The organism is Aquimarina celericrescens, from assembly GCF_042682765.1.
GTDB lineage: Bacteria > Bacteroidota > Bacteroidia > Flavobacteriales > Flavobacteriaceae > Aquimarina > Aquimarina celericrescens.
Map to the genome: position 1 here is coordinate 155,299 of NZ_JBHUHY010000017.1, position 20,715 is coordinate 176,013.

Sequence of the window (20,715 nt, forward strand, 5' to 3'; positions counted from 1 at the left end):
AGTAAGGATAAAAAATGAATAAAGAAGATTTAATAAAAAAGTGGTTAATCGGTGATTTAACTGAAGAAGAGTTAAAAGCTTTTCAACAGTTAGATGATTATGATATGCATATCAAGATATTAGAGGGAGCCAAGAACTTTACATCTTCTGAAGTTTATGAGATAGCAGATTTTGATACTTTTTATTCTAGAGTAAATAATAAAAATAAATCCAGGCATCAAAAAAAAGCTTGGTACAAACCTTTTCTAAGGCTGGCAGCGCTGGTTGTTGTCTTGCTGGGAGTGGGATCACTTTTTTTTCTTGGTACTTTAGAAAATGTAGAAACACGAATTGGTGAAAAAATTTCTTTGGAATTGCCAGATGCTTCTACGGTTACTGTAAATTCAATGTCAGAATTAGCCTTTAACAAAAGCACTTGGAACAAGAAAAGAGAAGTTACCCTAAAAGGAGAAGCATTTTTCAAAGTGACTAACGGATCAACATTTAATGTACTAACAGATAACGGTAGGGTAAGTGTTTTGGGAACACAATTCAATATCAAAAGTCGTAAGGGATATTTTGAAGTAGTGTGTTTTGATGGGCTGGTAAATGTGCGATATAAAGGATATGTAAAGAATTTGCCGGCTGGCAGTACTTTTAAAGTTGTAAATGAGTTAGTTACAACATTTGATTCTGTTTCTGACAAAGCCCCCAATTGGATAAACAATATTAGCAGTTTTAAAAGTGTACCGTTCTATCAAGTTGTTGAAGAGTTTGAAAGACAATATGACGTTGTTTTTTCATTAGAAAATATAGATACTTCACGTATATTTACTGGAGGTTTTGTTCATACTAATCTGGAAGATGGATTAAAATCAATAACTTTACCTCTAGATCTTAAATATAAAATTGATTCAGAGAACCGTATTACACTTTCTAAGGACAGACCATAATTGGCGTAAAGTTAAATTGTTATGGCTGTTATTTGTGTTCTCTACATTTCTTTGTTATAGTCAGACTACCAAGGATAAAATACCTTTACTAGAAGTTATTTCTGATATCGAAAATCGTTTTCAGTATACATTCACTTATGCAGACGATACTATTGAGAATATTTTTGTTCTTCTCCCTGAGAAAAACATGACTTTTGAACAAATTCTGAAGTTTTTAGAACAGGAGACAGATTTAGTTTTTAGTAAGCTTGCTAACAAGTTTGTTTCTATCAATAAAAAAGAGACTTTTTTTGTTATCTGTGGAAATCTTAAAGATAGAAATACTCAATTTCCTTTAGAAGGAGCCACGATTCAGGGAAAGAATTCTTCGTCAATAACCAATCAGGATGGTACTTTTGAGTTAGAGGTATATCATAAAAGTGAAACTATTCTTATTGGGCATTTGGGATATAAAACCATATATCGATTAGCTGATTCTTTTACATCAGGAGAGTGTTCTGAAATTAATATGGATCTTAAAACAGAAACGCTTGCCGAAGTTATATTAAGCAATTATATAACAAAGGGGATAGGCAAAGCTACCGATGGAAGCTTCGAGATAGATTATAATAATTTTGGTATTCTACCGGGGCTTATAGAAACGGATGTATTACAGACTATACAAGCTTTTCCTGGAATTCAAAGTGCAGATGAAACAGTATCAAATATTAATATAAGAGGAGGAACGCATGATCAGAATTTAATTCTCTGGGACGGAATAAGAATGTATCAATCCGGTCATTTTTTTGGCCTGATATCTGCCATTAATCCCTTAATTACAAGAAAAGCAATATTAACCAAGAATGGAACCAATCCTGAGTATACAGATGGTATTTCGGGTACCATCATTATGAATACCGATACCAAAGTAAATGAAGAACTTGAGATTAGTGCCGGTGTCAATATGATTAATACAGATGCTTTTTTAGATATTCCTTTTGGAAATTCGTCACTGCAAGTCACCGCTAGAAAATCAATAAGTGATATTGTAAAAACACCAACATATTCAGCGTATTTTGATAGAATTTCTCAAGATAGTGAGATAGACGATCAAAGAGAACTGACCTCTGATATCGAGTTTGATTTCTACGATCTTAATCTACGATGGAATTATGATATTTCTGATAAAGATAAATTAAGAGTAAATTTTTTAGGAATAAGTAATGAATTAGTCTTCACTGAAAATGCAACTATAAATACGGCGCAACAATCACGACAAAGTAGTCTTATGCAAAATAGTATTGCAGGTGGAGTTTGGTATCAAAGAAACTGGAATAGTAAACTAAGGTCAATTTTACAGGCATATAATACAGACTATCGATTAAAATCTATTAATTCTAACCTAGAGGAGCAACAGCGTTTTTTACAAGAAAACAAAGTTTCAGAAACAGGAATTAAATTAAAAGGATATTACGATTTAAATGAAAATATTACATTACTTAATGGCTATCAATTTATAGAGACTGGTGTATCTAATTTAAATGATGTTGATTTTCCGGTTTTTAGAGAAAAAACCGAAAGGGTAATTCGAACTCACGGTTTATTTTCCCAGTTACATTACAAATCCGGGAAATCAACCGCAATAGATATTGGTTTGCGGTATAATTACAATGATAAATTCAATTCTCACATTATCGAACCAAGATTTACTTATAATCAAAAGTTCCTTAAATATTTTAATTTAGAAATACTTGCAGAGTTTAAACACCAAAATACTTCACAAATAATTAATTTTCAAAATGATTTTTTAGGCATAGAAAAACGTAGATGGATTTTGGCCAATGAAGAGGATATTCCAGTAATAAAAGGTAGACAGGTTTCTGCAGGAATCCAATATAATCGATTGGGTTGGTTAATAAATGCCGAGGGATATTTTAAAAAGGTAAAGGGAATCACAGCCAGAAGTCAAGGTTTTCAGAACCAATATGAATTTGATAGGGCAACTGGAGATTATGATGTCACAGGAATAGAGTTTTTGTTGAATAAAAGATCTAAAAATTTAAGTAGCTGGTTAAGTTATTCTTTTGTTGATAATCAATATACATTTGATACTTTCGAAGAACAAAAATTTCCAAATAACGTTGAGATCATACATTCTGTTACCTTAGGTTCATCATATTCTTTTAAAGATCTACAAGTTTCTGCAGGAGTAAACTGGAATTCTGGACTACCTACCACCAGGCCAAATTTATCTAATCCTGTAATCGACAATAGAATTAACTATGAAGCTGCAAATAGCAGCAGACTCGATGAATATTTTAGATTAGATCTATCTGCCACCTATAATTTTAAAATTAGTAATGAAATTGTCGCACACACCGGAGTATCAATATGGAATCTTACTAATAACGAAAATATCATTAATAATTATTACAGAAATAATCCAGAAAATATACCCCAAGAAGAGGTAGAATTTTCTCTGGGGATAACTCCTAATGCTACTTTCAGGGTGTCGTTTTGATAATGTCGTAGTACAAATAAGGATTATTTACACCTCACTTTATTTAATCATTGTATCTTTGCACACCTTTATTCAAAAGATATGAGAACAAAGACCCTAAAAAAGAATAAAATTAATGTGGTAACCCTTGGCTGCAGTAAGAATGTATATGACAGTGAGGTATTAATGGGACAGCTACGTGCGAATAATAATGAAGTTGTTCATGAAGAAGAAGGGAATATTGTTGTCATTAATACTTGTGGTTTTATTGCCAATGCCAAAGAAGAATCTGTAAATACTATTCTAGAGTATGTTCAAAAAAAGGAGGAAGGTGCTGTAGATAAAGTTTTTGTTACAGGTTGTTTATCAGAGCGTTATAAACCGGATTTAGAAGAAGAAATCCCTGATGTGGATCAATATTTTGGTACCACAGAGCTGCCCGGTTTACTAAAAGCCCTGGGAGCAGATTATAAGCATGAGTTAATTGGTGAACGTCTTACAACAACACCCAAAAATTATGCATACCTAAAAATTGCCGAAGGGTGTGATCGCCCTTGTTCTTTTTGCGCAATACCATTAATGCGAGGAAAACATAAATCTACACCTATTGAAGAATTGGTGATCGAAGCAGAGAAACTCGCCGCAGATGGCGTTAAAGAACTTATTTTAATAGCTCAGGATCTTACCTATTATGGATTAGATCTGTATAAAGAAAGAAAACTTGCAGATTTATTAAAGGCTTTAGTAAAGGTTGATGGAATTGAATGGATACGACTGCATTATGCATTCCCTACCGGATTTCCTATGGATGTGCTAGAAGTTATGAAACAAGAACCAAAGATTTGCAATTACATTGATATTCCATTGCAGCATATATCTGATTCAATATTGAAATCAATGCGTCGTGGTACCACCAAGGCTAAAACCACCAAACTTTTAGAAGCGTTTAGAGAAGCTGTTCCTGAAATGGCAATTCGTACTACGTTGATCGTTGGATATCCCGGAGAAACACAAGAAGACTTTGAAACTTTAAGGGATTGGGTAAAAGAAATGCGTTTCGAACGTTTAGGGTGTTTTACCTACTCGCATGAAGAGAATACGCATGCCTTTAATTTGGAAGATGATTTACCAGAGGAAGTAAAAATGCAACGTGCAAACGATATTATGGAAATTCAATCTCAAATTTCATGGGAATTGAACCAGGAAAAAATAGGACAGGAATTTAAAGTTGTGATCGATCGTAAAGAAGGGAATTATTTTGTAGGTCGCACAGAGTTTGATTCACCTGATGTCGATAATGAGGTATTAATTGATGCCTCAAAATTCTATCTAAAAACCGGAGAATTTACTTCTGTAAAAATATATGAAGCCGAAGATTTTGATTTGTATGGTGAGCCCGTTTAGGCCTGAACAACCTTTTTGATAAAAATACAACACCTACATGGTAATGTACCAAATATAAAAAGAAGCCTCATAGGCTTCTTTTATGATAACAGATTTTTTTATTTTTTGGGCTAACTCGAATAAAAAGTGTTATTATTATTTGCTGGTAACAATTCTGTTACTATCTGTCTCAACTAATTCGTCTATTATTTCAACGGGCTCCTCTGTTGATGGATTTTCAATAGGATCATTTTCTGGAGTAAAGCTTTTTTCGTCAAAAGATTCTGCTTCGCAAGAGAAAAGCACTGTAGACATAATAAGTAGGAAAGTTAATTTTTTCATTGTAATAAAGTTTAGATTTGTTAGTTTATTGTTTGTTTAACGGCGGCAAATGTATCTAAAAAAATCATGTGAAATCATAAAGTTTCTTTAACAAAAAGTAGATGGATTAGGAGTTTAAAAAAAGGTTACTTGAAGAGTCAACAATGTAATCAAGAGAACTATTTTGAATTAGATAGTAGATTAAAGAATGTAAATGAGTTTATTCAATTTTTAGAATAATTTGTTGTGAAATTGATAATCTAATTTTTGTTAAAAAAAGGCAAATAGTTAACGATTTGATAACATTAGAAGTATTTAATGATGTATTTTTATGATTCTTTCATTAAAAAATAATTTTAGCTCGTAATTTTGCAATTTTACCCCTACTGTAGGTGTTGCCTTATCAACAATATTCACTTTATAAAATTGATCTAATAATTTAATAGCTTAACCAAGATTGAATTTGAGTTTTTCTTGTCGAATTAATTCAAGAAAACAGGGTTTAAAATTCAACCCATGCTCATTTGATATTTGATTATTTTTTAGCGCAAATTAATCGAAGCGATTATGTGTTTCCCTTGACAGTTTTACCGAAGGTATAGTAGAGAAATAATGCAGAAGAGTGCTTAGTAAAAAAGCTATTATGAAAGGTATTTAGTTTAAAAAAAGTCTTTTGATCTTTATCAAGAATATGAATTTTTTGAATTTTTTTATTCTATTCTTTCGTAGAACTGACCCGGTCCGTCGCAAGCCCAGCAAGTTGCTATCAACTCTTTTTCAGAATTAATTTTAAGATATTCTTTAAGATCTGCAGAACAATTGCAAATAAGGGTATTCTCAGATTCATGAACAAGCTCCAAATACGTTCCATCAGAAAGTTCAACAACCTTAAAGCTTCCTTTTACAGTTGTGGTAGTATTTTCTTGTTCTCGGGATTTAATAAACTTTCCGTTGGATTGCAAGAGGTAATACTCTTGCCAAGCCATGTCTGCTCCTGTTGATGGGGGTACACCAGCAACCATTCCTGTCATTTTTACCAACTGCCATTTCTGGGGGTATTGATCTGTTTTAAATGGAGTTTCTGCTTGGGTTGAGGATTCTTTATCTTTTGAACATGAAAATAAAATGCAAATTGAAAATAGTCCTAATAGTAGTTTTTTCATGATACTGTTATTTTGTCTTTCATAAGAAGATGATCAATAATAAAAACAGTTGCGTAATGTAGAGATTTAAGTTTGATTTTACTCGATAATCGAGATTTAAATGCTCCGATGCTTGCCTCGAAATCTAAATTGTTTTTTTTCAATCCAATGCCTCATGGGCTTGCCCTGAGGTAGTTTACTACCACATCTTACTATACATATTTTTCTAAGACATATTGATAGGATTTTGTAATCAAGGTTTCCAAAATATCTATGTCTACATCAGCAAGGCTTTTTATATACAAACAGGATTTTCCTGTTTTGTGCTTGCCTAATTTTGATAATAGTGCTTCGTATTGATCAAAACCTGCAATGATATAAATTGATATATTTTGTGCTCTGGACGAAAATCCAGTGATTAACCAATCGCCTTCTGTACCACTTTCATATGTATAATGATAACTGCCAAAGCCTACAATACTATTTCTCCAGATCACCGGTGACGAGTTAGAAATACGTTTCATCATATCGACCAGGAGTAAGCAGTCTTGTTTGCGTTGTGGATCTTTTATATTGTCTAGATACTCAGTTATACTCACAATGTACAGATTGATACATTAAAGATATTAAAAAAGAAGGTTTTTAATAGTGATTATAAAAAGAAAAGGCTGTCTTGTCTCTGCATCTTTTATTCATCTTTCTGAAATCCATAAATAGTAGTGTGCATACCCGCGATTTTCCATTGGCCGTTTAGTTTCTCCATAAGCCTCGTTTCCCGCTTCAGTCCGCGTAACGAATCTTGTTGTTCATAACTCACCCAAGCTCCATTCTCATAAAGGCGAACATTAATATCTTTGAGTAATGCTGGTACCGGCTCTGGCTCGGGGTGTTCTTCAAAAAATGTTTTTACAAAATTATTGATCTCCTCCCATCCAACAGACTCCGAAAAACTGTTGTCTACAAAGTTTATATATGTTTTGGTAATGGTTGAACGGTGCACCCATTTATCTTTCCAGCTTTCATAATCTCGTTGAAAAGCGGCTTTGGTTTCATTATTCAATGTTTCCAGGATAGCTTTTTTTTCTACCTCTAAGTTAATACTTTGATCAGCTTCGATTTTTATTTTTTCTTTTGTTATGTCATTACAGCTAATCATACAAAGTAATGTAGTGAAAAAGAAAAAGGTTATTGCTTTATTGCTCATGTGGATGTTTTTTTTACTTTTTGAAAACAGTTAAATATTAAGATACGTATATTTTTAGTTTGCAAATATTTTTAAGTAATTGAATTAAAGAAAATTTGCTAAGTACGATCGTCACTAATCGTTATTACGGGGGACGAAGCAATCTTTTTACCAAGAGCAGAATCATATTTATTAAGAAAAAGGCTACCTAACAAAATCGGTAGGTGGGCTTTGTTGTATTTCTTCATAGCAATAGAGTCTTATCATTATCAATTTTGTAAAAAATCAAGTGAATAAAACTATTCTTTAATTTTACCCACTTTCATGTGCGCCTTTAAAATTCATTAAAATATGGTATCCTCCGGAAACTTCTTCAATAAATTTGATTGATTCCTCTAAGGATTTTTCCCAAAAAAAGGTGGTCGTATTTTCTGGATATAAAACTCCATTACTAATGCCTTTTTTGATCTATATAAACTATTTTTTATCCTAATTTCCGTTTCTAATGAGTTTTTTGATAAGTAATATTTGTCCGAGATGATAGTACGCATGTTCGATCATGAGATCAATATTTCTATAATAATTCCCATACTTTTCATCTACAAAATTGCTCAATAGTTCTTCTTCGGTCATCCGTTCAACGAAGTGTATGAATTTTTCTGAATCAGAGATAAACTTCTCTACCAAATTTCTCCATGCTTTCTCCGACTTCATTGGAGGCGCATCAAAACTAAATTTATCGCGAATCTCAAGAGGCCCTCCTTCAAAAACTTTTATTACTCCGGCAACATAATAATTGATATGAAACGTTATGTCAGCAATACTATTCAAATCATCTACTTTTTTTGCCGCATCACTCCAATTCAAATCAAATATTTGTTCTTTAAAGTTAGTCCCTGTAACCCATTTACCTTCTGTAAAGACTTCTTTGAGACGATTAACCAAATACGTGTTTAATTTCATGGTATTATGCTAAATGTTGTTTCTGTGATCAAACGTGAATCCATTAAATGAATGTAAAAATACATATATTTCTGCCTTTCTGGTATTCACGAGTAGTTGATGTACTCATTTTGTGTGTTGATTATGATCGTATTACATCGTATTGTGATGCGTCTCAAGCGAAGAAGCAATCTTTTTGTTATGAGCAGAAATATGGTTTTATAGTGGGCAGACTACTTCGTCGTACCTCCTCGTAGTGACGGTGTTTTCGTCATTGCGAGGGACGAAGCAATCTTTTCGCTATGAAAAATTAAACAACCAACCATCAGAAAGGTCTTTCCATTCACTATTTTCTGAATTGATTAAATTCTCTTTCCTTTTCCTATTACCTGATTTTAATTGTTTTTCTCTTATGATGGCTTCATTAATATCACTAAACTCTTCGAAGTATACGAGTTTATTACAATTATACTTACTGGTAAATCCCTTATAAGTTTTCGTTTTGTGTTGACAAACACGTTTTAATAAATCACTAGTTACTCCGATATAAATAACCGTATTATTTTTATTGGTCATAAAGTAAACATATGATTTTTTCATCGACGAACTATCACTATTTCGGTTTCAAATATAAAATAAATTTCTTAGGACATATAGAGAGACTACTTCGTCGTACCTCCTAGTAGTGACGGGGTGTTCGTCTTGCCTGTTCGCGTGTTTTGGTCATTGCGAGGGACGAAGCAATCTTTTCACTATAAGCAGAAATACAGTTTCATAGTAGGCAGATTACTTCGTCGTACCTCCTCGTAGTGACGGGAGTGTTTGTCATTGCGATTCGCCTAAGCGAAGAAGCAATCTTTTCACTATGAGTAGGAGTATCGTTTCATAGTGAGCAGACTACTTCGTCCTGTCGTCCTCGTAGTGACGGTATGTTTATTGTACCTCCTCGTAGTGACGGTGTATGAATGCACTGCACCTTAAACAGTGGTCTCAATATTTTCTAATTCAACTCCTTCATTAGTAGTACTTTTACGTCTCTTCACGATTTGCTGGTAACGCTCTCCCAGTGTATATAACTCGCTTTTTAAGGTATTGTACGTACCTGTATCATCAAGCTCGATATAAGCATTAAGTCTGTTTACCAATTTTTCGTAGGCTTTGATGGCTGCAGGTTTAATAGCCGAAAAAGATATCCTTTCTGTAGCGCTTGTTGCAGTTATACGTTCTTGATATTTAGTTCTAAATTTTTGATTGGTTTCTTTAATACTAGCAACCCAATTGGTAAGCTCTAAGAGTTCTAGCGCCTCTTTTAGATTGTTTTTGATTTCATAATCCTCGATCAGATTAATCAACACGGTACTTTGCGCTTCATAATTGAGTTTGATGATTCTAGGGCCGTATCCCTCGAGATGATCTAGTAATACTTGACTCGCTGATTTTCTTGCAGGGTCGTGGTGATAGCTATTCATTAAGAAACCGTACTTGATCCCGGTAATGGCATGATCACGATCCAGATCCAGTTGCTCCAACATTTTGGTAAAATCACTTTCGCGCTCGTATAACAAGGTGTCATCCAGTTTTTCTACAATGGTAGCGAGCGCTCCTACTTGTGGCTGGATATTAAGTTTTTCTGGATGATTATTCAAACAGATGTCTGTAGTGCTACGTAGTAGTTCTGTAAATTCTTCTTTAAATAATTTCCCTAATGTGCTAGGTGTTACCATAAATTATGATTTTTAATAAGTATTATTTTATTTTTTATCGCAGCCAAAAGTAGATGGTTTTTCTATCGTTTTTTTACGGAAATCCATACATCGCATAAAAAACAATCAGTTCTCACCGGGAGGAGCTCTTTTTTGAATTCAAGAGGTTAGCTCCCGGTGGGAGGAGGTTTTTTTTGGGTGAAAGAGGTTAGCTCCTGGTGGGAGGAGGTTTCTTTTAGATGTAAGACATTAGCTCCCGGTAGGAGGAGATTTCTTTTGAGTGTAGGAGATTAGCTCCTGGTGGGAGGGGGGGGGTGATTACTTGGATTTAAGTTTGGGGTTTGTGTTGATAGTGTGTAACGGTTTGGGTATGGTGCGTATCTCGTAAGGAATGTACTATACCCGTCTTTGTTGGCAACTGGCTTTAATTGAATAGTCTTTCAATTATCAATGAAGAAAAATAATTTACTCCTGTTCTGATACAATTTTCATCAACTTGGAAATTAGGTGAGTGTGGCATTGATATGATTCCTTTTTCAAGGTTTGAACCCCCAAGTAAGAAATAAACTCCAGATACCTGTTCTTGAAAATAAGCAAAGTCATCTCCTCGCCCAAAAGGTATTTCACCATAAAGGATAACTACATTTTCTTTTCCATAAATGGAAGAAATACTTTTTGCAGCACTTTCAGTAAGTAATTCATCATTATTAAGAATTGCCCTTTCAAATGAAAATTCTACGTGGGCTAATTCTTTAGCGTAAGGTGATAATGCAATAGCTTTTTTTAGTGAAGGTATAATAGATACTGCCTTAATTTCGTTACTTGGATATACATAAGTGCTTATGCTTATATTCCCATTTTGATTCTCCACTTTAAAATTTTTATAGATTGTAATATAATCTTTAAATATGGTATTTGGTTGGTCTAGACCAACTTCAGGGTCTGCTAAGGTGCTCATATCCCAAAACTTGCTGTCTGGCTCTATATTCTGCAGATTTGAAATGATTTCTTTTGTGAAACGGATTATTTCTTCATCCTTATTGGAAGACTTGTAAGAAACTTCTACTACCTTTTGGTCTGCAAATAACCAATTGGCTTTAGTAGAGACCAATCCTTCTTGGCTTGGGATAATATGTGAACCATAGATTTCGCTAGGACTAATCATCTCAAATAAGCCATCGTTTATCATTGCTTTTGCGCCTGTATAAGGTTCTTCGGCAGGTTGGAAAATAAAGTAGACAGTTCCGGTCAATTCTTCTTTTTGGCTTGAAAGTACGTTTGCTATTCCAAGTGCAATCGTAGTATTAACATCGTGTCCACAAACATGCCTGACACCTTCATTTATTGACGGAAAATCCACAACATCTGGATTATCTGAAGGCATAGCGTCTATATCGGCTCTCCAAGCTATTCGTTTACCTTTTTTTCCAGTGTTTAGGATTCCCACAACACCGTAACCACCAATATTGGTCTTAACTTCCAAACCTAATGATAATAAATAGTCCGCAATCTTTGTAGAAGTCCTCTTTTCGCTGCCTGACACTTCGGGATTGATGTGGAAGTCTCTTCGAATTTTTACTAGACTATCGAAAATTATGTCAGTGCGCTCTTGAACTTTTGTATGAATGGAAGTCGTATTATTCAGACTTTGGCCATATAAAACGATATCGAAAAAAAGAAATTGGATGGATAAAACGAATTTTAATATAATATACTTTGAAGTCATTTTTACATTTTTTTGATTTCTTATTGCAAAAATGGGGTAGTATGGAATGATTTACCTGACACATTTGTGACAAAATCATCTTTTGACGATTTTACTCCGTATTCTACTCAATGATTGTCTTTCAATTCCCAAATATGATGCTAATTGCGTCAAACTTATTCTATTTAAGAGACCTGGGTTCTGGTCTATAAATTTCAAATAACGCTCTTCAGCAGTCTCGAACAAAAAGCTCTCTACTCTGTCGGTTTGCACGGTTAAAACATATTCGGCTATCAATCTACCATACTTTTCACTTGTTTTGAATTTGCGATACCCCTCTTGAATTTTATCATATGGCAATTTAATAATTACGGATGGTTCAAGGCATTCAATATAATATTTGGATGCTTTTTGGCTTATAAAAGCAGGGTAGTCAGTGGCATAATTATTTTCGGGAATAAAACCAGTTGTAATTTTGTTTCCCTTGTCATTAATGTAATATCGTCTTAATAAGCCCTTGCATACAAACCCTACTTCTTTTTGGACTTTCCCACTTTCAAACAAAAAATCCTTTCTGGCATAATTTTCTATAGTTACGTATGATTTAAGAAAGATTAATTCCTCTGTGTTCAAGTCAGGGAATAAATTAAAATAGGATGTGAGGTAATCTTTAAACTTTTGTTGCATTCAGGTTAATTTTCAGCTGTTCGTTAAGATACATAGTATATAACTTCTCTTGTATGGTGCGTTTGCATCCCGAAGGCGTCATATGCAATATACAAATTGTTATAGGATGTTTTTATTTGTATAAATTATTAAAAAAATCTTGGGATTTAAACCTTACAAGTTCTTTATAAAGTTTATTTTCTTCTTCTATTTCATCATTATAAGTTTCAATTTCTTTAAAGTGTTCTTGGTGAAGTTTTGGATAATCTACAATTCGACCATTGCTATATTGAATTTGGCTTAACATTGTTCCAGTTCTTTCTAAAATTGATAAAAGTAATGGATGTTGAATTTGAAGGTTTTTTGAAACAATCTCCAAAATCTGTTCCTTACACCCCATAATCCGAATTAATGGATGTGGATGACTATTTTTTTTGTAATAGATTTCTTGAAATGATTTTTGAGAAAATTCGATTATCATGTTAGAAGTAGTGAACAATAAGGCTGTTAAATAATTAAACAAAGAAATTGGATTTAATTGATTATTACTATCCATTAATTTTTCCAACAATCTAACTGTACTCATGATCGAACCAAAATGATCAGCATCAATCTCATAGATATGTTTCTTAATATCAAATAAATTATTGGTTGAACTTTGTTCTTGAAAATCATATGTATTGTTTGTCTTTGTATCTGACAATTGCAGAATGTGAGCTAATTCATGATAGAAAAGATATGAAATGCAGCATTCGTTTAATATGCTCTTTAATTTGTTTTTTTCGTTGTCCGATATCGTTAATTTGGCAATATTTTCCCTACAGAACAGTTCGACAGAATCTGAGATGATTGTTTCCCATCTGTTAATAAAGCCTAAATTGAATATTATGTACGATTTTTTTTCTTTGACACCTACTGAGGCATTAAATTTATAGTTTAATAAAACGCCGAAATTCAAGTTGATTTTTAGTTTCTCGGATGCCTTATTACATAAATCGACACATATATTTATACAGGATTTTGCAAAGTCTTCATTGTTAAAAAAATATTCAAAATCTAGTTCTTTAAGTAAATCTAAATTAGAAAAGTTAGTTTTTAAATTTTGAATGTGAGTATTATAGTTCATGAATATCCTATAACAATTGTATATGCATAAAAGTAAACATATTTTAATTATAGCAATTGCTATTATTTCCGTTGTAAAAATGTTTATAAATACTTACAAATACCTCTTTCTATAAAATTCGACAATAACTTTTATAGTTCTTTGTGGATATCCACATAGGGTTTATATTTTTTGGTATTATGAGTGTTTAAGGCGTGTAGAGAAAGACTACTTCATCGTACCTCTTCGTAGTGAAGGGGTTTGTCGTGCCTATTCGCGTGTTTTGGTCATTGCGAGGGACGAAGCAATCTTTTTACTAGGAGTAGGAGTGTAGTTTCACGTAGGCAGACTACTTCGTCCTGTCGTCCTCGTAGTGACGGTGTATTTGTCTTACTTCGTCGTTCCTCCTCGTAGTGACGGGGTTTGTCATTGCGTTTCGCCTTATGCGAAGAAGTAATCTTTTTGTTATGATTAGGAGTGTAGTTTCATAGTGGGCAGACTACTTCGTCGTACCTCCTCGTAGTGACGGGGTGTTGGTCATTGTGATTCGCCTTATGCAAAGAACTACTATTTGAAACGAAAAAAGGAACAAACTATAAGCGTTTGTTCCTTTTACAATGTTTTAATTGGATCAAAAAGTCAGTTATGATTTAGTTACCGGAAACCCTCTGTCTTTCATCAAGGCTTCAATCTTGGCTTCGCGTCCTCTAAATTTTTTATAGGCTTCTGCGGGATCCATTGCGTTACGTGGTGCAAATAGGTATTTTACCAATTTGGCGGCTACCTCTTTATCATAGAAACCACCCGGAGCCTCGGCAAAGGCCTCGGCAGCATCAGAGGTTAATACATCGGCCCACATATACCCATAATAGGCGGTTGCATACCCTTCACCAGAGAATACATGACCAAAATGCGGTGTGCGATGACGCATCACTACTTCTTTTGGCATGTTTAATTCTGCTAGGGTCACTTTTTCAAATTTGTCTGGATCTATATTTTCGGGATCGGCCAAATGAAATTTCATATCCATTAAAGCAGATGCCAAATATTCTGTGGTAGCAAACCCCTGATTAAAAGTAGATGCTTTTTTAATCTTGTCGACCAATGCTTTGGGCATGGGTTCTCCTGTTTCATAATGTACCAGATAATTGTTGATCACCTCGTCTGTAGACAGCCAGCGCTCTAACAATTGTGACTGAAACTCGGTATAATCACGTACCCCTCCATTCAACGTTGGATATCGAACTTCTGAAGAAAAGAAATGCAGCGCATGACCAAATTCGTGGAAAAACGTAGTGGCATCGTCCCAGGATACCAATACGGGCTCTCCCGGTGCAGGCTTTACAAAATTAGAGTTGTTCGATCCCAAAACGTTCTCTTTTCCGTCAAAAGTGGTATGACTTCTATAGGTGGTTGCCCAGGCTCCTGATCGTTTACCTGGTCGTGCAAAGGGATCGAGATACCATAAACCGATATGTTCTCCAGAGGTTTTATCGGTTACTTCCCACACCTTTACATCCTCATGAAACACAGGAACTTTGCCCTCTGATACCGGAGTAAATTTATAATTGAATAACTCACCCGCTACAAAAAACATAGCTTCTCGTAGTTTGTCTAGTTGTAAATATTGTTTTACTTCGTCTGAGTCCAGGTCGTATTTCTTTTTTCTAACTTTTTCTGCATAATAGCGATAGTCCCAGGGTTCGATCGTGATGTTATCTCCGTTGGCATTGGCTACTGCCTGCATATCGGCTACTTCTTCTTTTACCCGCGCAATGGCAGCCGGCCATACGGCATTCATCAATTTCATGGCATTTTCTGGAGTTTTTGCCATTCGGTTTTGTAACCTCCATTCTGCATAATTATCATATCCTAATAATCCTACACGTTCTTTCCTTAGTTTTAAGATTTTGGCGATGTTCTCATTATTATCCTTGTCATCACCATTATCTCCTCTGGAGTAGTAATTCTCCCATACTTTTTTGCGTAGTTCTCTTTCATCAGAGTAGGTAAGAAAAGGATCCATAGAAGATCTTGTATTGGTCACGGCATATTTACCTTCTTGTCCGCGATCGGCAGCAGCTTTTGCATAGGCTTTGATTAAAGGTTCTGATAAACCGCTTAATTGATCTTTGGTGAGATAGGTCACATACCCTTCTTCGTCTTCAAGAATATTATTAGAAAAATTAGTGTATAGCTCTGAAAGTTCTTTGTTAATTTCGGCATAACGTTTCTTTTTCTCTTCATCTAATTCTGCCCCGTTCATGGCAAAACCTTCGTATGTTAATTGAACCACGCGTTGTTGATCATCTTCGAGCGGATTTTTTAAAGAGTTTTCATAAACGGTTTTAACTCTTTGGAATAATTTTTCATTTTGTGAAATTTTAGAACGAAACTCAGACAGTTTTGGAGCCATTTCTTGTTGAATTTCTCTGAATTCTGGGGATGACATATTGCTACTTAAAATGCCGTAGTAGGTAAATACTCTATCCAATGCTGATCCTGATTTTTCTAACGGAACAATGGTATTTTCAAAAGTAGGAGCTTCTGTACTATTTGCAATGTCATCGATCTCTTTAAGGCTTAATTCCATTCCTTTTTCGAGGGCAGGTTTCAGGTCTTCCAGATTCATTTTGTCGAATGCCGGAGTGCCTCCGTAAGGGCCCGTCCATTCTGCTAATAGCACGTTTTCTGTACTTTCTGTTTCTGTTGATGTTTCCACAGTTTCTTTCTTTTGGTTACAACTACTTAAAAATACTACGCCAGACAAAGCGATAGCTGTTAAGGTTGTAGAGATGTGAGTATTAGTCATGACAATTCAATTTTTATAGTCTAAATTTGTTATTGTTTGCAAAAAATATGGCATTCACAAAGAAAAGCTTTCCGTTTTCCCAGAAGGATCTAAACATAGGGTTATCTACCATATATAGTATACTTCCGCTACCCATTCGTGCCTCTCCAAACACCAAAGAGTTATTCAGGTTTTCTAAAGCTTCAGTACCCGAAAATCCAGATACGTTTGTGGGACTCTGCATATAGGCGATGTTGTAACCGTCTTTTAATAATTGATAGGAGCTGCTTCCTAATTTTAAACTAAAATAGGTGTCTTCGTATCCAAATGCCATAGGATGCGAGGCATCTACTTTGGTTTTGAAAATACTGCCGGTAATAAAATCTTTAACACTTTCGCGTTCTCTTTGATCATACGGTATTAAATTACCAATAGTATCTTTTTTCTTTTCATCGGGTGTATTCTTTTTAAGATCAAAACCTTCCTTATCGGCAAAAACGCCTACAGCCCTGGCTACTGCTATTAGTTTACCACCATCACGAACCCACTTTTTTAGCTTTTTAAGAATATTTTCGTCGATTAAACCATTATAATAGCCATTTGGCATAATAAGCACGTCATATTTACTAAGATCAACTCCTTTAAAGTAATCGGTATCTATAGAGGTGATAGGATAGTGAAGTTGTTGTTCAAAAAAATGCCAAATTTCACCATAGCTTAGAGAAGATACATAATCTCCTTTGAGTACAGCGATACGTTGATTATTGATCAATTTTACATCGGGCGAACCAAAATCAACACCTTTTGAAGCAAAACTGGAAGGCGCAGCATAGAGTTTACGTTTATGTTTGTTTGCAATATCAATCACAAGGGAATCATACTTCTTATTTTTGACATTATCACTTTTGGTAATAATCAAACTTCCTTTTTTGAAGTTGTCACCGTTGTTAGAAAAATCTTTTTCAGTAAAACGTACTCTGATATTATTTTTAAGCAACTCTGCCATAAAGGCTGCATCATCAAGACTATTCCATTTGGTGATATATCCAGCTCCCGTAGCGTTGGCGCTATTACTTAAAGTATTTTGTGCTTTGCTTCCATTTGCAGGTACTAACGAAGTAGAGGCTATAGCTTCCAAACCATAGGCATGGGGGATGCTCCATGCGGTAATATCATAGGTTAATGGATTACTTAATTTGGCATCGGGTTCGAAAAGGACTTTAACCATCTTGCCTTTAGGTTGATTTGTACTTACTACCAAAGCACCATTTGCATTAATGCTACCCGATTTATTTTCTCTAAAATTAAATCCGGAAACTTTTGTAGTATTCGCGAAACCATACCTTATCTCATGCTTGTCAAGCAATCGGGTTAGTGCGTTAATCTTATCGGCTTCACCTGTAAGCACATAACTTTTATATTTTAAATCAGAATTATCAAAGAATTTCTTGAATTCTGTATTCAACTTCGCTGCATTTTTTGAAGACATTTCAACGGTAGATAGTCCGGTCGTAGTGTGATGCAATGCACGATCTTTGAGGGTGAGCACATATCCTTCGTCAGTTTGTATGCCCAATCCTGCACGGCCATGCCCCGCTTGTTCGTATGTCATACCAATAGCTCCCATAAAAGTGGGGTAGGTATCCCCATAACTTGGATATAATAAGTCGAAACGCTCGCGGGTAAAAAACAGCCAGCCTTCAGCATCAAAATATTTTGCATGATTTTTACCTATTTGTATCTGGAAATCGCGTTGCCATGGTGTTATAATTTCATGAAATGGCTCTGCAGCCGGTGCAAAGTAATAAGGCTCGTTGATACCTTGTTCATGAAAATCTACATGAATATGAGGCATCCAGGTATTATAAACCTTTAATCTTTGTGAGGTTTCTACCTGAGTGGCCCACGCCCAATCACGGTTGAGGTCAAAAAGATAATGATTTGGTCTTCCTCCCGGCCATGGCTCATTATGTTCGGTAGCACTTTGATCGGTATTATACGGAGTCGCCTTTACTTGATTGTACCAATTTACATAACGATCACGTCCATCTGGGTTGATACACGGGTCCATAATCACCACGGTATTTTGTAACCAGTCTGATTTTTTTGTGATCAATTCATAAATGGTTTGCATAGCAGCTTCTGTACTCGAAGCTTCATTACCATGTACATTATAGCTTAGCCATACAATGGCTTTTTCAGGAGTTGAAGAGCCTTCAATTATACCGGTATTTTTGAGATGATTCAGCCTTATGATCTCAATATTCTTAAGATTTTCTTCCGAAGAAATGATCGCATAAGTTAATGGTCTGCGCTCGTTTGTTTTTCCGTAAGTGTGATAGGTTACCATATTCGAATTATCAGCGACATGATCGAAATAATCGACAACATCGGCATGACGTGTAAATTGATCACCTATTTCATAACCTAAAAATTCTGCCGGTGATTTTAATTTGACTTGTGAGTGCGTAAGCGTGACCGTTACAACGAAGAGTGTAAAGAGTAATTTTTGCATTGATTGATTTAAATTTTAAAACTCGTAAAATACCGAGTTAAATTTAGGTTAGTATGTGTATTAACTAAAATTTAGGATTTACATTTACAATCTAATGTATATTTATCGTCTTAAAAAAAGTAGTATATGCCTAGTGACTGTATTCCGTTTAGAGATACGAATTACTTTTCATCCCTTATTTGTGATTATTTAGACCAAAAAGCTGAATTGCAGCCATTTTACAATCGTTTTCCCAAACTTGAGAATTTTAAAGCTCAAATAGATGAAAAGCAGCAATCCTTCTCTCAGGAACACAGAAAAGTATTAGTGCGATCTTTGCAAAATCAATATAAGGGTATTACCATTTCTGATGCTACCAAGGAAAATATGGAGTCTTTACAACAGTCCTCAACATTTACGATTACCACAGGGCATCAATTAAACCTTTTTACAGGACCTCTTTATTTTTTATACAAGATCATTTCTACGATTAATTTGACCAGGGTTTTAAAAGAAAAGTATCCTGAACATGATTTTGTACCTGTTTATTGGATGGCTACTGAAGATCATGATTTTGACGAGATCAACTATTTCAATCTCTTCGGAAAAAAAATACAATGGAATCGAGAAGATGGTGGTGCTGTAGGAGTTTTTGATACCCAGGGACTAGATAAAGTATTCGAAGTTTTTTCTTCGGAAATTGGTATGGGAAACCATGCAGAACAACTAAAATCACTTTTTGAAAACGCTTATATAAAGCATACTAATCTTGCTGAAGCCACGCGATATCTGGCTAATGAATTATTTGGTGCTCATGGTTTGATGATCATTGATGGTGACGATCGAGAATTGAAACGTCTTTTTGTACCTTTTGTAGAAAAAGAGCTTACAGAACAAGTATCGTACACCAATGTACTCCCAAAGGCAAATGCTTTAGAAGAGTTAGGATATAAAGTGCAGGTAAACCCCAGAGAGATAAATCTTTTTTATCTGGCAGAAGGTGTTCGTGAGCGTATCATTGAACAAGAGGGTAGCTATTTTGTAAACGAAACAGAAATACGTTGGAGCAAGAGTGAGCTAATAAAACACCTCCATGAGGTGCCCGAGCGATTTAGTCCTAATGTCATGATGCGTCCTTTGTATCAAGAGGTAATTTTGCCCAACCTTTGCTATATAGGTGGGGGAGGAGAATTAGCCTATTGGTTTGAGTTGAAAGATTATTTTAAAGCCGTTAAAGTGCCTTTCCCGATGTTGTTACTACGAAATTCGGTATTGATTCAGACCCAAAAACAAGCAGATAAAATCGAAAAACTAAATATTTCAGATACAGAATTGTTTTTAAAACAGCATGAGTTGATCAATCGAAAGGTGCGACAAATATCAAACATAGATATTGATTTTGATCCACAGCGCAAACATCTGCAAGAACAGTTTAAGGAGATGTATGAGTTAGCAAAACAAACTGATGTCACTTTTCTGAATGCAGTAAAAGCCCAGGAAGCAAAACAACTTAAAGGATTGGATATGCTGGAGAAACGTTTGTTAAAAGCACAGCGGCGCAAACTAAGTGATCATGTAAAACGATTAACGGCTATTCAAAACGAATTGTTCCCTAATCAAAGCTTACAAGAACGTACTACAAACTTCTCTGAGATGTATTTGGAATATGGCGAGGATTTGATTCCAACTCTAATCGAGTATCTTGATCCATTCAAAGGAGAATTTATCGTTATTAAAAAATAGAATATCTAAAATCAGGGTGTTTAATTTTTATAATGGAGTTATTTTACTTCAAAATCATTTGTATAAGCTGACTCAAAGGTTCCCTATCACTTAGATAGTTTATAAAGTGATGGAGAATACATAAAA

At 34.7% G+C, this 20,715-nt stretch carries 16 protein-coding genes; 4 read left to right on the forward strand and 12 right to left on the reverse strand.

From position 1 onward, the window contains the following. The first annotated feature begins 14 nt into the window (after positions 1 to 14). The 3 genes from ACFSJT_RS17400 to rimO all read left to right on the forward strand — a co-directional run bounded on the left by ACFSJT_RS17400 (position 15) and on the right by rimO (position 4,815). Positions 15 to 932: a FecR family protein gene (locus ACFSJT_RS17400; RefSeq protein ID WP_378321612.1), complete on the forward strand. Its 918-nt coding sequence runs from the start codon at positions 15 to 17 to the stop codon at positions 930 to 932. After that, positions 889 to 3,432: a TonB-dependent receptor gene (locus ACFSJT_RS17405; protein ID WP_378321613.1), complete on the forward strand. Its 2,544-nt coding sequence runs from the start codon at positions 889 to 891 to the stop codon at positions 3,430 to 3,432. Before ACFSJT_RS17400 ends, ACFSJT_RS17405 begins: the two co-directional genes overlap by 44 nt. A gap of 81 nt (positions 3,433 to 3,513) precedes the next feature. After that, on the forward strand, positions 3,514 to 4,815 hold the full coding sequence (rimO, locus tag ACFSJT_RS17410) for a 30S ribosomal protein S12 methylthiotransferase RimO (protein ID WP_378321614.1): 1,302 nt from the start codon (positions 3,514 to 3,516) through the stop codon (positions 4,813 to 4,815). 135 nt (positions 4,816 to 4,950) lie between these two features. Here the strand turns inward: rimO and ACFSJT_RS17415 are convergent, their stop codons facing one another. The 12 genes from ACFSJT_RS17415 to ACFSJT_RS17470 form a co-directional block, all read right to left on the reverse strand. After that, the gene (locus ACFSJT_RS17415) at positions 4,951 to 5,136 is read right to left on the reverse strand and encodes a hypothetical protein (RefSeq protein ID WP_378321615.1); all 186 of its coding nucleotides are present in this window, start codon (positions 5,134 to 5,136) and stop codon (positions 4,951 to 4,953) included. 689 nt (positions 5,137 to 5,825) lie between these two features. Then, positions 5,826 to 6,278: a hypothetical protein gene (locus tag ACFSJT_RS17420; protein WP_378321616.1), complete on the reverse strand. Its 453-nt coding sequence runs from the start codon at positions 6,276 to 6,278 to the stop codon at positions 5,826 to 5,828. Positions 6,279 to 6,469: 191 nt separating this feature from the next. After that, a complete protein-coding gene (locus ACFSJT_RS17425) occupies positions 6,470 to 6,856 on the reverse strand; it encodes a DUF1801 domain-containing protein (RefSeq protein WP_378321617.1) in 387 nt (128 codons plus the stop codon). A gap of 89 nt (positions 6,857 to 6,945) precedes the next feature. Further along, positions 6,946 to 7,461, reverse strand: coding sequence for a hypothetical protein (locus tag ACFSJT_RS17430; protein ID WP_378321618.1), 516 nt, complete (start codon positions 7,459 to 7,461; stop codon positions 6,946 to 6,948). A gap of 468 nt (positions 7,462 to 7,929) precedes the next feature. Next, positions 7,930 to 8,403, reverse strand: a complete 474-nt coding sequence (locus ACFSJT_RS17435; RefSeq protein WP_378321619.1) for a DinB family protein — start codon at positions 8,401 to 8,403, stop codon at positions 7,930 to 7,932. Between the two features lie 279 nt (positions 8,404 to 8,682). Beyond that, positions 8,683 to 8,982: a GIY-YIG nuclease family protein gene (locus tag ACFSJT_RS17440; protein ID WP_378321620.1), complete on the reverse strand. Its 300-nt coding sequence runs from the start codon at positions 8,980 to 8,982 to the stop codon at positions 8,683 to 8,685. A 377-nt stretch (positions 8,983 to 9,359) separates the two neighbouring features. Beyond that, the gene (locus ACFSJT_RS17445; RefSeq protein WP_378321621.1) at positions 9,360 to 10,106 is read right to left on the reverse strand and encodes a DUF6261 family protein; all 747 of its coding nucleotides are present in this window, start codon (positions 10,104 to 10,106) and stop codon (positions 9,360 to 9,362) included. A 403-nt stretch (positions 10,107 to 10,509) separates the two neighbouring features. Beyond that, a complete protein-coding gene (locus tag ACFSJT_RS17450) occupies positions 10,510 to 11,811 on the reverse strand; it encodes a M20 metallopeptidase family protein (protein WP_378321622.1) in 1,302 nt (433 codons plus the stop codon). Between the two features lie 75 nt (positions 11,812 to 11,886). Continuing rightward, entirely contained in the window at positions 11,887 to 12,477 is a 591-nt protein-coding gene (locus ACFSJT_RS17455) for a Crp/Fnr family transcriptional regulator (protein ID WP_378321623.1), read from the reverse strand. Between the two features lie 112 nt (positions 12,478 to 12,589). Beyond that, positions 12,590 to 13,582, reverse strand: a complete 993-nt coding sequence (locus ACFSJT_RS17460) for a hypothetical protein (RefSeq protein ID WP_378321624.1) — start codon at positions 13,580 to 13,582, stop codon at positions 12,590 to 12,592. Positions 13,583 to 14,204: 622 nt separating this feature from the next. After that, the gene (locus ACFSJT_RS17465; RefSeq protein ID WP_378321625.1) at positions 14,205 to 16,373 is read right to left on the reverse strand and encodes a M3 family metallopeptidase; all 2,169 of its coding nucleotides are present in this window, start codon (positions 16,371 to 16,373) and stop codon (positions 14,205 to 14,207) included. A gap of 13 nt (positions 16,374 to 16,386) precedes the next feature. Beyond that, positions 16,387 to 18,867, reverse strand: a complete 2,481-nt coding sequence (locus ACFSJT_RS17470) for a M14 family metallopeptidase (RefSeq protein ID WP_378321626.1) — start codon at positions 18,865 to 18,867, stop codon at positions 16,387 to 16,389. 126 nt (positions 18,868 to 18,993) lie between these two features. Here ACFSJT_RS17470 and bshC point away from each other — a divergent pair, with 126 nt between their 5' ends. Beyond that, positions 18,994 to 20,589: a bacillithiol biosynthesis cysteine-adding enzyme BshC gene (gene bshC, locus ACFSJT_RS17475; protein WP_378321627.1), complete on the forward strand. Its 1,596-nt coding sequence runs from the start codon at positions 18,994 to 18,996 to the stop codon at positions 20,587 to 20,589. Positions 20,590 to 20,715: the final 126 nt, after the last annotated feature.

What these genes read in the sequence shown, in the direction of transcription:
- ACFSJT_RS17460 (WP_378321624.1), bottom strand. Translation starts at nt 13,582, where the DNA reads ATGAACTATAATACTCACATTCAAAATTTAAAAACTAACTTTTCTAAT.
- ACFSJT_RS17435 (WP_378321619.1), bottom strand. Translation starts at nt 8,403, where the DNA reads ATGAAATTAAACACGTATTTGGTTAATCGTCTCAAAGAAGTCTTTACA.
- ACFSJT_RS17415 (WP_378321615.1), bottom strand. Translation starts at nt 5,136, where the DNA reads ATGAAAAAATTAACTTTCCTACTTATTATGTCTACAGTGCTTTTCTCT.
- ACFSJT_RS17400 (WP_378321612.1), top strand. Translation starts at nt 15, where the DNA reads ATGAATAAAGAAGATTTAATAAAAAAGTGGTTAATCGGTGATTTAACT.
- ACFSJT_RS17445 (WP_378321621.1), bottom strand. Translation starts at nt 10,106, where the DNA reads ATGGTAACACCTAGCACATTAGGGAAATTATTTAAAGAAGAATTTACA.
- ACFSJT_RS17455 (WP_378321623.1), bottom strand. Translation starts at nt 12,477, where the DNA reads ATGCAACAAAAGTTTAAAGATTACCTCACATCCTATTTTAATTTATTC.
- ACFSJT_RS17450 (WP_378321622.1), bottom strand. Translation starts at nt 11,811, where the DNA reads ATGACTTCAAAGTATATTATATTAAAATTCGTTTTATCCATCCAATTT.
- ACFSJT_RS17420 (WP_378321616.1), bottom strand. Translation starts at nt 6,278, where the DNA reads ATGAAAAAACTACTATTAGGACTATTTTCAATTTGCATTTTATTTTCA.
- bshC (WP_378321627.1), top strand. Translation starts at nt 18,994, where the DNA reads ATGCCTAGTGACTGTATTCCGTTTAGAGATACGAATTACTTTTCATCC.
- ACFSJT_RS17470 (WP_378321626.1), bottom strand. Translation starts at nt 18,867, where the DNA reads ATGCAAAAATTACTCTTTACACTCTTCGTTGTAACGGTCACGCTTACG.
- ACFSJT_RS17465 (WP_378321625.1), bottom strand. Translation starts at nt 16,373, where the DNA reads ATGACTAATACTCACATCTCTACAACCTTAACAGCTATCGCTTTGTCT.
- ACFSJT_RS17430 (WP_378321618.1), bottom strand. Translation starts at nt 7,461, where the DNA reads ATGAGCAATAAAGCAATAACCTTTTTCTTTTTCACTACATTACTTTGT.
- ACFSJT_RS17440 (WP_378321620.1), bottom strand. Translation starts at nt 8,982, where the DNA reads ATGAAAAAATCATATGTTTACTTTATGACCAATAAAAATAATACGGTT.
- rimO (WP_378321614.1), top strand. Translation starts at nt 3,514, where the DNA reads ATGAGAACAAAGACCCTAAAAAAGAATAAAATTAATGTGGTAACCCTT.